General features: G+C 73.5%; 8 protein-coding genes and 1 pseudogene. 3 read left to right on the forward strand and 6 right to left on the reverse strand.

Annotation, left to right across the window (positions count from 1 at the left end; translation table 11 throughout):
- Positions 1-26 precede the first annotated feature (26 nt).
- Positions 27-4,655: a hypothetical protein gene (locus tag RIN80_RS14545; protein ID WP_309096001.1), complete on the forward strand. Its 4,629-nt coding sequence runs from the start codon at positions 27-29 to the stop codon at positions 4,653-4,655.
- Between the two features lie 75 nt (positions 4,656-4,730).
- Here RIN80_RS14545 and RIN80_RS14550 read toward each other — a convergent pair whose 3' ends face one another.
- The 5 genes and pseudogenes from RIN80_RS14550 to RIN80_RS14570 all read right to left on the reverse strand — a co-directional run bounded on the left by RIN80_RS14550 (position 4,731) and on the right by RIN80_RS14570 (position 11,774).
- Positions 4,731-6,293: an amino acid permease gene (locus RIN80_RS14550; RefSeq protein ID WP_309096007.1), complete on the reverse strand. Its 1,563-nt coding sequence runs from the start codon at positions 6,291-6,293 to the stop codon at positions 4,731-4,733.
- A 42-nt stretch (positions 6,294-6,335) separates the two neighbouring features.
- Positions 6,336-6,900, reverse strand: a pseudogene (locus RIN80_RS14555) (aldehyde dehydrogenase family protein); the annotation flags it as partial.
- A 158-nt stretch (positions 6,901-7,058) separates the two neighbouring features.
- A complete protein-coding gene (locus tag RIN80_RS14560; protein ID WP_309096002.1) occupies positions 7,059-8,207 on the reverse strand; it encodes an aromatic ring-hydroxylating dioxygenase subunit alpha in 1,149 nt (382 codons plus the stop codon).
- 14 nt (positions 8,208-8,221) lie between these two features.
- On the reverse strand, positions 8,222-10,672 hold the full coding sequence (locus RIN80_RS14565; protein ID WP_309096003.1) for an FAD-dependent oxidoreductase: 2,451 nt from the start codon (positions 10,670-10,672) through the stop codon (positions 8,222-8,224).
- Positions 10,673-10,943: 271 nt separating this feature from the next.
- Complete coding sequence (locus tag RIN80_RS14570) at positions 10,944-11,774, reverse strand: IclR family transcriptional regulator (protein ID WP_309096004.1); 831 nt, start codon at positions 11,772-11,774, stop codon at positions 10,944-10,946.
- Between the two features lie 322 nt (positions 11,775-12,096).
- On the opposite strand from RIN80_RS14570, the gene RIN80_RS14575 reads away from it, so the two are divergent.
- Both RIN80_RS14575 and RIN80_RS14580 read left to right on the forward strand, forming a co-directional pair.
- Positions 12,097-12,420: a bifunctional 3-phenylpropionate/cinnamic acid dioxygenase ferredoxin subunit gene (locus RIN80_RS14575; protein WP_309096005.1), complete on the forward strand. Its 324-nt coding sequence runs from the start codon at positions 12,097-12,099 to the stop codon at positions 12,418-12,420.
- Positions 12,421-12,865: 445 nt separating this feature from the next.
- Positions 12,866-14,047, forward strand: a complete 1,182-nt coding sequence (locus RIN80_RS14580) for an FAD-dependent oxidoreductase (RefSeq protein WP_309096006.1) — start codon at positions 12,866-12,868, stop codon at positions 14,045-14,047.
- A 32-nt stretch (positions 14,048-14,079) separates the two neighbouring features.
- On the opposite strand, the gene RIN80_RS14585 is transcribed toward RIN80_RS14580, so the two are convergent.
- Complete coding sequence (locus RIN80_RS14585; protein WP_309096008.1) at positions 14,080-14,529, reverse strand: hypothetical protein; 450 nt, start codon at positions 14,527-14,529, stop codon at positions 14,080-14,082.
- Positions 14,530-14,656 lie beyond the last annotated feature (127 nt).

Below are 14,656 nucleotides of genomic sequence, written 5' to 3' on the forward strand. Positions count from 1 at the left end.
CTGCCGAAGACTTACGAGAGTCCGCCATGTACGAGCTGTCCCGCGTCCGCCTCTACTCCATCGGGCCCGCCGGTGCGCGCTACGCCGACACCGTGCTCGACCTGCGGGGCGTGGGCGACCTCGTGCCCGACCCCGCGCCCACCCAGGCGGAGTTCTTCGAGGACGAGCCGGTCGGCCCGCCCCGCCGACCCGCGCCCGCGGGCGTGCTGTTCCTGGAGAACGGCGGCGGCAAGTCGGTGCTGCTCAAGCTGATCTTCTCGGTGATGCTGCCGGGCCACCGCAACACCCTCGGCGGCGCCAGCTCCGGCGTGCTGCGCAAGTTCCTCCTCGCCGACGACTGCGGGCACGTCGCCCTGGAGTGGCAGCACGTGCTGACCGGTGAGTGCGTCGTCGTCGGCAAGGTCAGCGAGTGGCGCGGACGGCAGGTCTCCAACGACCCGCGCAAGTTCGCCGAGGCCTGGTACTCCTTCCGGCCCGGGCCCGGGCTGAGCCTCGACAACCTCCCCGTCGCCGAGTCCACCGCCGTACGGCCCCCGGTCGAGGGCCAGTCGGGGGCGCGCGGGCGGCGCCGCACGATGAAGGGCTTCCGCGACGCCCTCACCGAGGCGGGCAGGACCTACCCGCACCTGGAGGTGCACTGGGAGGAGATCCACGACCGCTGGATCGAGCACCTGGGCGACCTCGGCCTCGACCCCGAACTCTTCCGCTACCAGCGCGAGATGAACGCCGACGAAGGCGAGGCCGCCGGCCTCTTCGCGGTCAAGAAGGACGCCGACTTCACCGACCTGCTGCTGCGCGCCGTCACCGACACGCGCGACACCGACGGGCTCGCCGACCTCGTCAGCGGCTTCGGCAACAAGCTGGGCCGGCGCGCCGAGCTGATCGCCGAACGCGACTTCACCGCCGGCTCCGTCGACCTGCTCGGACGGATCGTCGAATCCGCCGAGGCCCGCTCACGCGCGCGGGACGTCCACGCGGCGGCCGAGCGCCGCACCCGCACCCTGGCCCGCAGGCTGTCCGCCCGCGGTGTGCGGGAGCGGGCCCGCGCCGCCGACCTCGCCCAGCGGGTCACCGCCGCCGCGTACGCCGTCACCCACGCCGAGGCGGCCCGCGAGCGCAGCGCGCTGATCTCCGCCGAACTCGCCTACCGGCACGCCTCCCTGGCGCTCGCGGCCGCGGAGAAGTCCGCCGCCGCGCAGAAGCGCGAACTGGCCGACGCCCGCACGCTGTACGCGGCCTGGCAGGCCGCCGAGGCCGTGCTGCGCCACCGTGCGGCCGCCGACCGCGTCGCCCGCGTGTCCGCCGCGATCCAGGAGGCCGAACGAGACGCCGCCCCGGCGCTGGCCGCCCGCGCCAAGGCCGCCGTCGACCTGGTCCAGGCCCTGCACGCGGCCGCCGAGAAGGCCGAGCACCACGCCAACGAGGAGGAGGAGCGCTCCGCCGCCCTCCAGGAGGTCAGCGACGCCGCCTACCGGGACTCCACCGCCGCCGCCACGCAGGCGCAGCGCGCCCGCAGCGAGATCGGGCACCTCAAGCAGCGCCTGGCCGAGGTCGAGCAGGAGACCGCCGAGGCCGTCCGGGCCGGCTGGCTCGACGACAGCGCGCCGGACGCCGACCCGGCCCGCGCGGCCCTCGCCGCCAGCGACGCCGAGAAGACCGCCGTCGCGGCCTGGGACTCCGCCCGCGAGGCCTCCCGCCGCGCCACCGAGCACGCGCGCGAGGCCGCCGCCACCGAGACCCGGGCCGAACTGACCGCGGCCCGCGCGGCCGACGCGGCCACGGCCGCGGAGCGGGCCTACCAGGCCGAGCGCCGCACGGCCGAGGCGCTGGCGGGGGAGGAGCGCCTGGCGGAACTCCTCGGCCTGACCCCCGAGACCCGCCCGGGCATCCCGCAGCCCCGCCACGGCACGGACGGCGAGCCGACTGCCCGGCCCGCCGCCGGCGAGCAGGGGCTCAGCCCTGAGGAACTCGACCGCAGCGCCGAGGACCTGCGCGCCCTCCTCGACGACGCCGTCTCCTCCGCCGAACGCCAGCTGTTCGACCTGCGGACGGCCGCCGCCGACGACGCCCGCATCCTCGGCGCGCTCGGCGACGGCGGCCTGCTGCCGCCCGGCCCGGACGTGCTGGCCACGGTCGAGTTCCTCGGCGAGCACGGCATCCCCGCACTGCCCGGCTGGCGCTACCTCGCCCAGGCCGTCGACCCGGCCGACCACGCGCGCGTCCTGGCCGCCCGGCCCGAACTCGTCGACGGCGTGATCATCACCGACCCCGGCTCGCACGCCCGCGCCCGGGAGGCCCTGGGCGACGCGGCGCTGCTGCCCCGCTCCGCCGTGGCCGTCGGCACCGCCGCCGCCCTGCTCGCCCCGACACCCGCCCCGGACACCGACGACGGCGAGGTGTTCCTCGTGCCGCCGAACCCGGCCATGCACGACGAACACGCCGCCGACGAGGAGCGGCAGGCGCTGCGCGCCCGGGCCACGGAGCGGGACGAGGAGATCCGCACGCTCGCCGCCCGGCTCGGCAAGGACCGCGAGCTGGCCGCCCGGCTCGCCTCCTGGCGCACCGGCTGCCCGGCCGGCCGGCTGACCGAGCTGGCCCGGGCGGCGCACGACACCCGCGCGTTCGCCGAGGAGGCGGAGGCCGAACTGGCCGAGGCGCGCACCGTCCGGGCCGAGGCCGACGAAGCCGCCGCCGAGGCCGCCCGCGTCCGGGACGAGCGGCAGGAGGCCGCCCAGAAGGCACGCCGCTCCGCCGACGCCCTCGCCGGGCTCGCCTTCCGGCTGCGCGAACGGGCCGGCTGGCAGGTCAAACTGCGCGAACTGGCCGACGAGGCGGCCGAGTCCGAGGCGGGCGCCCAGGCCTGCCTGGAGCGGGCCCGGGCCGCCGACGAGGACCGGCGTGCCGCTCAGCGCGCCGCCGACGACGCCCGCCGCACCGCCCGCGCCCTGCGTGCCGAGCGCGCCGAGATCGCCGGCGCCCCCGACGACGTGCCGCAGGACGACGCCGACGCCCCCAAGGCGTCCCTGCCCGCACTGCGCGAGGCCTACCGGGCCGCATCCCAGCTGTACGAGAAGGTCGGAGTGGGCGCCGACCTGCGCGCCGAGCAGGCCCGTGCGGAGAGCGACGAGAGCGCGGCGCGCACGGAGCTGGACCGGCTCAGCAACAAGGTCCGCACGCGCGCGGAGCAGCTCCTCGAATCCCCCGACGGCTCCGACGGACCCAGCCGCCAAGCCGCCGCCGCCCGGGCCGAGGAGCTGGTGCAGCTCCTGGAGACCCGCATGTCGACCGCGAGCGAGCAGCTCGGCCGGCTGCGCGGCGAGGCAGAACGGCTCGCGCCCGAGGACGGCGAGGCCCACACCGACCTGCCCGAGGAGCTCCGGCCGCGCGACGCCGAGCACGCCCAGACCCTCCTGCGCACCGCCACGGCCGAACTCGCCTCGCACACCGAGGCGCTGAACCAGGCCCGCGAGGCGCACGCCGAACTCCTCGACGCCCACCGCGCCGCCGAGGACGCGGCGAGCGGCTTCGACGAGATCGCCGCGATGCTCCGCGACCTGCTGCGCGAGCACGGCACCGAGGAGGAGCAGGAGGAGACCGAGCCCTACCCCGGCAGCCCGGAGGAGGCCCGGCAGTCCGCCGCCGAGGCCCGCCGCTCGCTGCGCGGCTGCGCCGCCGACCTGTCCGCCGCCGAGGCCGCCGTCCGCGAGGCCAGTGACGTCCTCGTCCGGCACGCCAACTCCACCCGCTACGAGCAGGTCCGCACCCCGGCCCGGCAGCAGATCCGCGAACTGCCCGCCTCCGCGCTGCCCGAGCACGCGCAGAAGTGGGCGGACGCCTTCGCGCCCCGCCTGCGGGTCCTCACCGACGAACTGGCGCAACTGGAACGCAACCGCGACTCGATCGTGGACCGGCTGCGCGGACTCGTCGAATCGGCCCTGGCCACCCTGCGCTCCGCCCAGCGGCTCTCCCGGCTGCCCGAGGGCCTCGGCGAGTGGTCTGGGCAGGAGTTCCTGCGCATCCGCTTCGAGGAGCCCGACCAGGCCACGCTCACCGAGCGGCTCGGCGAGGTCATCGACGAGGCGACCCGCGCCGCCGTGAAGAAGAACTCCGACCTGCGCCGCGACGGCATGTCCCTGCTGCTGCGAGGCGTTGCCGCCGCCCTTCAGCCGAAGGGCGTCGCCGTCGAGATCCTCAAGCCCGACGCGGTACTGCGCGCCGAACGCGTCCCCGTCGGGCAGATGGGCGACGTCTTCTCCGGCGGCCAGCTGCTCACCGCCGCCATCGCCCTGTACTGCACGATGGCCGCGCTCCGCTCGAACGACCGGGGCCGCGACAAGCACCGGCACGCGGGCACGCTGTTCCTGGACAACCCCATCGGACGCGCCAACGCCACCTACCTGCTGGAGCTCCAGCGGGCGGTGTCGGACGCCCTCGGCGTCCAGCTGCTGTACACCACGGGCCTGTTCGACACCACCGCGCTGGCCGAGTTCCCCCTGGTCATCCGGATGCGCAACGACGCCGACCTCAGGGCGGGCCTGAAGTACATCAGCGTCGAGGAGCACCTCCGCCCGGGCCTGCCGCAGCAGCCCCGGGCGGGGGAGGCGGTGCACAGCGAGATCACGGCGACCAGGATGTACAAGCGGCCCGTGTCCTGAAGGAAGCCTCCCGCACCTGCGGCCCGGGCGCCGGCTCCGCTCCCGCCCACCCGCTTCATGGTCCTCCTCCGGTCCTCAGTCGGCCGCCGGTGCGGTCAGGGAAGCGGGGGCCGGGACCTCCGAGCGGTGCTCGGCGAGCACGCCGGTGCGGTGCCGCTGGACGAACCAGTAGTAGGCGAAACCGCCGCCCGCGATGACCGCGACGAACAGCACCGCGCCCCAGCGCAGGTACCAGTGGTAGGGCTCCGTGGCGTTGTAGACGGCGGCCCGCGGCCAGATCAGGTTCAGTGTCATGGCCCCGCCCCACAGCACGGCCAGGATGTTGACCGGCAGACCCCAGCGGCCCAGCGAGAAGCGGCCCTCGCCCGCGGGCTGCCACTTCCCGCGCAGCCGGGCGATCAGCAGGGGCACCGTGACGCCCAGGTAGGCGAGGTAGACCATGATGATGCCGATGCTGGTGACGACGGTGAAGATCTGCGGCTGACGGATGTTGACCACCAGGATCGCCAGCGCCAGGACCCCGATGATCACGGTCGGCAGGACCGGCGTCCGGAACCGCGGATGGCATCTGGCCAGCCTCGCGGACGCGGGAAGGTTGTTGTCGCGGGCCATCGCGAACGCCAGCCGGACCGCCGCCGTGTGCACCGCCAGCGCGCACACCGTCACCGCGATCAGCACGCACCACAGCATCGCCTTGCCGGCCGTCGGTCCGAGCACGTCCAGCACGATGTACTGCAGACCGTCCGTGGACAGCTTCTCGCCGTTCAGACTGGACACGCTCATCAAGGCGAGCAACAGAATCAACCCGCCGAGGACGAAGGACGCGACGATCGCCCGGATGATCGCCCGGGGCGCGTTCCGGGTCGGATCCAGGGACTCCTCGCCGAGTGAGGCGGCGGTGTCGAAGCCGTACATCACGTACGCCGAGGCCAGCGAGGCCACCAGGAAGGCCCCCAGGTATCCGTTGCCGTACCCCGCGCCGGTGCCGTGCGCCTCCATGACGACCTGGGGACCGCGGGTGATGTGGACGGCGAACAGGACGATCAACACGACGGTGGCGATCAACTCGATGAACACGCCCGCCGTGTTGATCCGGGCCATCAGCTTGACGCCGAAGGCGTTCACGAGGGTCGTGAACAGGATCAACACCGCGGCCAGGATGACCGCGTTGGTCGCCACGTCGTACGTACCGGTGCCGTCCCCCACGAACTGGAAGAACGACGAGATCTGCGGCAGCGTCAACTGGTAGGCCAGCGCCACGGCCGATATGGACACGATGGAGGCGATCAGCATCATCCAGCCGGCGAGCCAGCCGAGGTGCGGATTGCCGATCTTCTTGGACCAGTTGTAGACGGAACCGGCCACGGGATGGCGGGCGGCGAGTTCCGCGAAGCACAGCGCGACCATGAACTGGCCGGCGAAGACCATCGGCCATGACCACCAGTAGGCGGGGCCGCCGCTGCCGTAGCCGAAGTAGAACAGCTGGAACGTCCCGGTCAGGATGGAGATGTAGCTGATGCCGGCGGCGAAGGTGTGGAAGGTGCCGAGGGTGCGTTTCAGCTCGGGTCTGTAGCCGAACTCGGTCAGTTCGGCGTCGTCGTTGCCGTGAGTGTCGGTGGACTGCGCGGTTTTTCTCATGGGCGGTTCCTCACGGGGTGCTCCCTGGGGCCGGTTCGGTCGGTCGAACCAACCCTGGGGGGTGGGGCGGGTGTTGCGCCAGATGTGCCGCGTCCCCGCGATACTCGGCGAGCCCCGCGAGCGCGAGCTCCCGTCCGAAGCCGGACTGCTTGAATCCGCCGCACTCCGCCTGTGGGACACAGGGGTGGCAGTCGTTGACCAGACGGCCGAGCGGCAGTCGGGCCGCGACCCGTGCCGCGCGGGCCTCGTCGCTCGTCCCCACCGGCCCGGCGAGGCCGTGGACCGTTGTCACCGGCCAGGCGCAGGGCCTCGTCCTCACTCGTGAACCGCGCGACGGTGAGGACCGGTCCGAGGGACTCCTCCCGGACCACCGACAGGCCGGCGGTGCACTCGTCGAGCACGGTCGGCAGGTGGGAGAAGCCGCCCGCCAGGTCCGCCCGGTCCGGGCGCGGTGCCGCCACAGCGCGCACCGCGCCCTCCGTGAGGCCGCGGAGCGGGAACTGCTCGACCTTGGCGCGGTGTGCCGCCCGAGATCAGCGGGTCCGGTCCGCGCCCGCTCGTCGAACGGCCCGCCCAGCCGGATGTCCCGCGCCCGGCGGACGAGCTCGGGCCGGGGTGCGCGGCCAGGGCCCCTCGTCGAAGGCCCGGCGGGCCGCGGCGATCGCCTCCGCCGTGTCCGTGCCGCCCGCCGCGTCCACGACCCCGGCCAGGCAGCCGTCGGCCGGGCGGCGGATCTCGGTGCGCCCGTCGAGTGCGGCCCGCAACTCACCGCCGGTGAACGGGTCCCGCATGCTCGCCTCCCAGCCGTTCGAGGAGCCATGCGTGGAAGATCCCGATGTGGTGCTCGCTCGGGACCAGTACACCGCCCTCGCGGTACGCCCGGGAGGACATCGCCGGCTGCGTCCGTTCACAGGCGGCGAAGTCCTGGGCGTTCACCCGGTGGAAGAGTTCGACGGACTTCGACACGTCCGCCCCCGACTCCACCACCTCCGGCGCGTACAGCCAGTCGCACTCGACGACCGTGCGGTCCTCGGCGAGCGGGAACATGCGGTGCAGGATGACGTGGTCCGGGACGAGGTTGACGAACACGGCCGGCTTGACCGTGATGGCGTAGTAGCGGCGGTCCTGCTGGGCGCCGAGCGCGGGGAGCCTGCCGAAGCCCTCGCTGCCGTCGACCGTGAAGCCCTTGACCGCCTCGCCGAACTCGGCGCCGTGCCCCACGTAGTACTGGGCTGCGTAACCGTCGGCGAACTCGGGCAGCACCTCGGTCAGTTCGGGGTGGATCGTCGCGCAGTGGTAGCACTCCATGAAGTTCTCGACGATCAGTTTCCAGTTCGCCCTCACGTCATAGGTGATGCGTTTGCCGAGCGCGAGGTCGTCCGTGCCGTAGTGCTCGATCGCGGCGGCGTCGCCGAGCCGCTCCACGGCGGCACGCACGACCGTGTCCTCGAACGACGGCGGTTCGTCCGCCAGGCACACCCAGGCGTAGCCGAGCCACTCGCGCAGCTCGACCTTGATCAACCCGTATGCGACACGGTCGACGTCCGGCATCCTGATCAGGTTGGGTGCGGCGATCAACGTGCCGTCGAGGTCGTACGTCCACGCGTGGTACGGGCATTGCAGGGTGCGGCGGACCTCGCCGGACTCCTCCGTGCACAGCCGGGCCCCGCGGTGCCGGCAGACGTTGAGGAAGGCCCGCAGGCCGCCCTTGCGGGTCCGGGTGATGATGACGTTCTCGCGGCCGACCTGAACGGTACGGAACGCGCCCGGCCGGTCCAGGTCGGAGCTGCGGACCGCGCAGAACCACAGCGACTCGAAGACGTGCTCCTGCTCCTGGCGGAAGACGTCCGGGTCGGTGTAGTAGCGGCCGGGGAGGGTGGCGATCAGGCTCGGGGTGATCGGGGTGGTCGTCACGAGGGGAACGCCTCCTACCGGCGAATGCGGGTCATCTTCGGGTCGAACAGCGGCTCGTCGGCGACCGTGGCCGGGACCTTCTCGCCGAAGTACGCGATGTGCACGCCCGTGCCGGTGGCGAGCCCGGCGGGCAGCCAGGCGTAGGCGACGCACCGGCCGAGCGTGTAGCCGTACGACGCGCTGGTGACGTAGCCGGCGGGCGCCCCGTCGACGTACACGGGCTCCTTGCCCAGGACGACGGCGGCCGGGTCGTCCAGGAGCAGCGGCGTGAGCCGGCGGGTGGGCTCCGGGCGCTCCCGCAGCGCGGCCTGACCGGTGAAGCCCTCCTTGTCCATGCGCACGGCGAAGCCGACGCCCGCCTCGAACGGGTCGTGCTCGTCGGTCATGTCGATGCCCCACGCCCGGTAACCCTTCTCCAGGCGCAGGGAGTTGAACGCCGAGCGGCCCGCGGCGATCACGCCGAGTTCCCGGCCGGCCTCCCACAGCGTGTCCCAGAGCCGGAGTCCCAGGTCGGCCGTCGTGTACAGCTCCCAGCCCAGCTCTCCGACGTAGCTCAGCCGCAGCGCGGTCACCGGGACGTACCCGACGTACGTCTCCTTCGCCCGGAAGTAGCCGAACGCCTCGTGCGAGAAGTCGTCCGGGCTGAGCGGCTGGACGAGGTCCCGGGCGAGCGGGCCCCAGACGCCGACACAGCACGTGCCGGAGGTGATGTCCCGGACCTGGACGTCGGCCGGGGCGTGGCGCAGGAGACGGTCGAGGTCGGCGGGGGAGTTGGCGCCGACCTGGAAGCGGTCGGGGGCGAGACGGGCCACGGTCAGGTCGGAGCGGATGCCGCCCGACTCGTCGAGCAACAGGGTGTAGGTGACCGCGCCGGGCTTCTTGCGCAGGTTGTTGCTGGTCATGCGGTCGAGGAAGCCGAGGGCTGCCGGGCCGGTGACTTCCAGGCGGCGCAGGGGCGTCATGTCGTAGAGGGCGACGCCCTCGCGGGTCGCCTTCGCCTCGGCGGCCGCGATCGGGGACCAGTGGCGGGCTGACCAGGCGTCCCGCTCGGGGAGGGGGCCGAGGGCGTCCACGAGCGGGGCGTTCGCCACGTACCAGTGCGGACGCTCCCAGCCTCCGCCCTCCAGGAAGTACGCGCCGAGCTGCTGCTGCCGGGCGTGGAAAGGGCTGACCCGCAGCGGACGCGGCCGTTCCATCGGCTGGAGGGGATGGATGACGTCGTACACCTCGACGAACTGCTGGGCGCCGCGCTCCAGGACGTACGCCGGCGAACGCTGCGCCTCCTCGAAGCGCGTGAGGTCGCACTCGTGCAGGTCGAGCGAGGGCCGCCCGTCCACCATCCACTCGGCGACGGCCCGGGCGACACCCGCGGAGTGCGTGACCCAGACGGCCTCGGCCAGCCAGAAGCCGCGCAGATGCCGCGACTCGCCGAGGACCGGCATGCCGTCCGGGGTGAACGAGAAGACACCGTTGAAGCCCGTCTCGATCCCGGCGTCCCCCAGGGCGGGCATCAGACGCCGGCAGTCGTCCCAACCGGGCGCCCAGTCCTCCACCGTGAAGGGGTACGAGGACGGCATGTCCATGTTCCGGGCCCGGGCCTCGTCGTACGGCAGGACCGCGAACGGGTCGACGGGCAGGGGCCGGTGCGCGTAGGAGCCGATGCCGATGCGGTCGGTGTGCTCGCGGAAGTACAGGTCCCGGTCCTGGAAACGGAGGATCGGCTTCGAGGCTTCCGCGCTGGCACCGCTCAGCGCCGCCAGCGGCCCGGTCCTGGCGTACTGGTGGGCCAGCGGCTGCAACGGCACGTCGACCCCGGCCATGCGGCCGATCACCGGGCCCCAGAAACCGGCCGCCGAGACGACGTGGTCGGCCGGGAAGGTGCCCCGGTCGGTGACGACGGCGGTCACCCGGCCGTCCTGCCGTTCGACGCCGGTGACCGTGTGGCGCTCCAGGAACCGGGCGCCCCGCGCGGTGGCCCGGGCCATCTGGGCGCGGGCCGCGAGCAGGGCGCGGGCCAGACCGTCGTCCGGGGTGTGGAAGCCGCCGAGGACCACCGACTGGTCGATCAGCGGCCACAGTTCCTTGCAGCGCGCGGCGCCGACGACCTCGCCGCGCACACCCCAGGAGGCGGCGTACCCGGCCCTGCGGTGCAGCTCTGCGAGGCGCTCGGGGGTGGTGGCCAGCTCCAGACCGCCGACCCGCTGGAAGCAGGGGACACCGTCGACGTCGAGGGAGCCGAACTTCTCGACCGTGTAGCGGGCGAAGGCGGTGAGGGTCCTGGACGGACTGGTCTGGAAGACGAGTCCCGGCGCGTGCGAGGTGGAGCCCCCCGGGGCGGGCAGCGGCCCCTGTTCGAGGACGGTGACGTCGGTCCAGCCGCGGGCGGTCAGCTCGTCGGCGAGGGAACAGCCGACGATGCCGGCGCCGACGACGACCACGCGGGGGTTCTGGGGTGTGCTGGACATGCCCCTCCTTGCCGGGACGGTGTGGGGGAGTGGGGCGGCCGACGCCGTGGGCGCCTCTGCTTGTTGCGCAGTGCACGATGGGTTGCGTGATGGGGAACATCGTGGGAGTGCCGTCGAGGGGCCGTCAAGAGGCACGGCCGCGGTTCAGGTCAACCTTGGGAAAACCGCTCGGCACTCACGAAACCCACCCGACACACAACAGCGCGGGACCAGGCGTTCCACCTGGTCCCGCGCTGTGCGTCGCACGCCGTGGGCCACCGGCCCGGCTACGTCAAAAGCCGTAGCCCATACGGCGGGACAGCTCGGCCGCCGCCGCCTCCGTCCGCTTCGCCACCTCCGGCAGACGCTCCGGGCTCAGCCGGTAGACCGGGCCCGAGACGCTGAGCGAGGCGATGACCTTGCCGTCGTGCGCCCGGACCGGGGAGGCCGTGGCCGCAAGCCCGATCTCCAGCTCCTCGACCGTGATCGCGTACCCCTGCTGCACCACGGTGTCCAACTCCCCGCGCAGCATGGACGCGGCCGTGACCGTGCGCTCCGTGAAGCGGTGCAGCGGACGGGCCAGCAGGCCCTCGCGCAGGGTGGGCGGCAGATGGGCGAGCAGCACCTTGCCGCTGGAGGTGGCGTGCAGCGGGGTGCGGCGGCCGAGCCAGTTCTGCGCCGTGACGGAGGCGGTGCCCCGGGCCTGCATGATGTTGACCGCCGCGTCGTCGTCCAGCACCGCGATGTTGACCGTCTCGCCCAGCTCGTCGGCGAGCTCCCGGCAGACCGGGACGCCTTCCTGGGACACGTCCAGGCGCACTGCCGCCGCCCCCGCGAGGCGTAGTACGCCGGCACCCAGGTAGTACTTGCCGCGGTCCTTCGCCTGGGCCACCAGGCCGCGGTTCTCCAGGACGCCGAGCAGCCGGAACGCCGTCGACTTGTGCACGTCCAGCTCGTCGGCGATATCGGTGACGCCCGCCTCGCCGTGCCGCGCGAGGATCTCCAGCACGCTCACGGCGCGGTCCACCGACTGGACGGCGCTCGCCGCGCCTCTGCCGCCCTGTTTCCCCTCGTTGTCCGTCGGACGCTCCTCGCGGGAGGACTGCTTCTGCGTGCGGGCCATGGCCAACTCTCACCACCTGGCGGCCCTCTTTGGGCCGCATCTGCGGGAACCCCTTGACGCGACGGTCGCCCCGCGCGGATTCTGTTGCGGATGGCGCGTGCTTGTGCGCCATGTGAAACGTCATGTTACCGAAGCGTCCGTACCCCGGAAGGGCACGAGCGCCCTCCCGGGGCTCGGCTCCGACGACGGGGCCCGACGACGTGCAGCATCACCCTTCCGTGCCCGGAGCCGCCCCGGTCCGGCACTTCACACACTGTCTACAGTCTGGCCGAACGGTCCGGCCCACGTGCCCGGACCACGTGCCCGACCGAGAGGGGGGCCCGTGATTCCCGTCTGCCGCCTCGAAGACCTCCCCATGGGCGAGTCCGTCCGTGTCGAGACGACACCGCCCGTCGCCGTGTTCCACACCGACGACGGCGAACTCCACGCCATCGACGACACCTGCACCCACCAGGACGCCTCCCTCTCCGAAGGCTGGCTGGAGGGCTGCCTGGTCGAATGTCCGCTGCACGCCGCCGCGTTCGACCTGCGCACCGGCGTACCCACCTGTCTCCCGGCCCGCCGCGCCGTCCGCACCCACCGCGTCACCGTCGACGACGGCGTCATCCACGTCCACCTCGCGGCGGAGGAAGGGACAGCCGCGTGAGCGGTTGCCTGAGCCGAGGTGGGGGCGGTCCGGTGAAGAACCGGCGCGGGGCCGGCACGCCGGACGCCTGCTCGGCGCGGCCCACCCCGGCGGGCGGCGCGAGCCCCCTCACGCGCCACCGGGCCCCCGCGGTAGGCGGCAACGGCGGGGGTTCACCCGGCGCGAGGAGGTTCCCCGGGGCGGGCGGAGGCGGCGGATCCCCCGGCGCGAGGAGTTTCCGAACGGTAGTCGGCTATGGCGCATCCCCCGGCGCGAGGCACCCGGTCGCAGGCGGAAATGGCAGTCCTCCCCGTGCGATGAGGTTCCCCGCGGCAGTCAGCAACGGCAGTCCTCCCCGTGCGATGAGGTTCCCCGCGGCAGGCGGAAGCGGCGGATCCCCCGGCGCGGGAAGCCCCCAGGCGGTAGGCGGCAACGGCGGATCCCGCGGCGCGAAGAGGCCCCCCGCATGCGCACCGTGACCATCGTCGGCGCCTCGCTCTCCGGCCTGTACGCCGCCCGGGAACTGCGTGCCCAGGGCTACGACGGACGTCTCGTCGTCATCGGCGACGAACCCCACCACCCCTACGACCGGCCGCCGCTCTCCAAGGACTTTCTCACCGGCCGCGCCGACGAGAACCGACTCCACCTCACCGACGCCGAGGAGATTGCCGAACTCGACGCCGCGTGGCTGCTCGACGTCCGCGCCCGGGCCCTGGACACCCGCGGCCGCACCGTCGTGCTGGACGACGGCCGTACCGTGGCCACCGACGGCCTCGTCATCGCCACCGGAGCCTCCGCCCGCCGTCTGCCCGGCGACGGCCCCGCCGGAGTCCACACACTGCGCACGCTCGACGACGCCCGGGCCCTGCGTGAGGAACTCATCCGGGGCCCGCGCCGGGTCGTGATCATCGGAGGCGGCTTCATCGGCGCCGAGACCGCTTCCTCCTGCTCCTCCCTCGGCCACTCCGTCACCGTCGTCGAGGCCGCGCCGCTCCCGCTCGTGCCCCAACTCGGCGCCGGCATGGCCGCCGTGTGCGCCGCGCTGCACCGCCGGGGCGGCGTGCACCTCGTCACCGGAACCGGAGTCGCCGGGCTCCGCGGCACCGTCAGCGTCACCGGCGTGGAACTCACCGACGGCCGCACGCTCCCCGCCGACCTCGTGATCGTCGGGATCGGCACCACACCCAACACCTCTTGGCTTGCCGGTTCCACCCTGGCCCTGCGCGACGGCGTCCTGTGCGACGACGGCTGTGTGACGGCCCTGCCGCAGGTGGTCGCCGTCGGTGATGTCGCCCGCGCCGCCGGCGTCCGCGCCGAGCACTGGACGTCCGCCACCCAGCAGCCCCGCGTCGCCGTGACCAACCTGCTCGCCGGGCGCACGGTCGCGACCGTGGACGCGGTGCCCTACTTCTGGTCCGACCAGTACGGTGCCCGCATCCAGTTCGCCGGCCGGCGCGGCGACGGCGACTCCGTCCACATCACCGAGGGCGAACTCTCCGACGGCGCACCGGCCGAGGGTGGATTCCTCGCCCGCTACGAGCGGAACGGCCGTACGACCGCGGTACTCGCGGTGGACCGCCCTCGCCCCTTCATGCGGGCGAGACGCGAACTCGCGCGGGAAGCGACCGTCGACGTCGCCGGGGAATAGCCCCGGGGCGCCCCGACGACGACAGCGCAGCCCTACGAGTGGGACAACTGCCCGGCCCCGCCCCGTCGGCGTATCCGCTCCTGCGTCCGCGCCGCGACCCGCTCCTGACGCCGGGCCCGGCGCCGCTCGCGCCGCAGCGCCCGGGCCGTGCTGCTCGGCACGGACACCACGCCGTGGCGCTGGTTCCACACCTGGCGGGTCACCCACACGTCGAGGGCTCCCCAGGTGGCCGCGATCGTGCTGACCACACTGCTGATCACCATGGGGAACGCCAGCCAGGACCCGGCCATCGTGCACAGGAAGGCCACCATCGCCTGAATCAGCGTCACGGCTATGAGAAGCACCGCCCGCACGGCCGCCGTACGGACCGGATCCGGCAACCGGCGCCGCCGCGCCGGTTCCTCGACCCAGAGGGGCCGGTAGTACTGCTGGTCCTGCCTGTCCTGGCCCACGCCGCGCGCCGAATCCACCGAGTCCACCAAGTCCACCGAACCCGCCGGATCAACCAGGTCCACCGCATGAACGGGATCCGCCGCGCGGGCCGGGTCCACCGCCCGAACCCGCTTCTCCGATTCCTGTACCCGGATCTTCGCCTCGTCCGCCGGATCG

Origin of the sequence: Streptomyces sp. (assembly GCF_031181705.1) — a bacterium.
Lineage (GTDB): Bacteria > Actinomycetota > Actinomycetes > Streptomycetales > Streptomycetaceae > Streptomyces.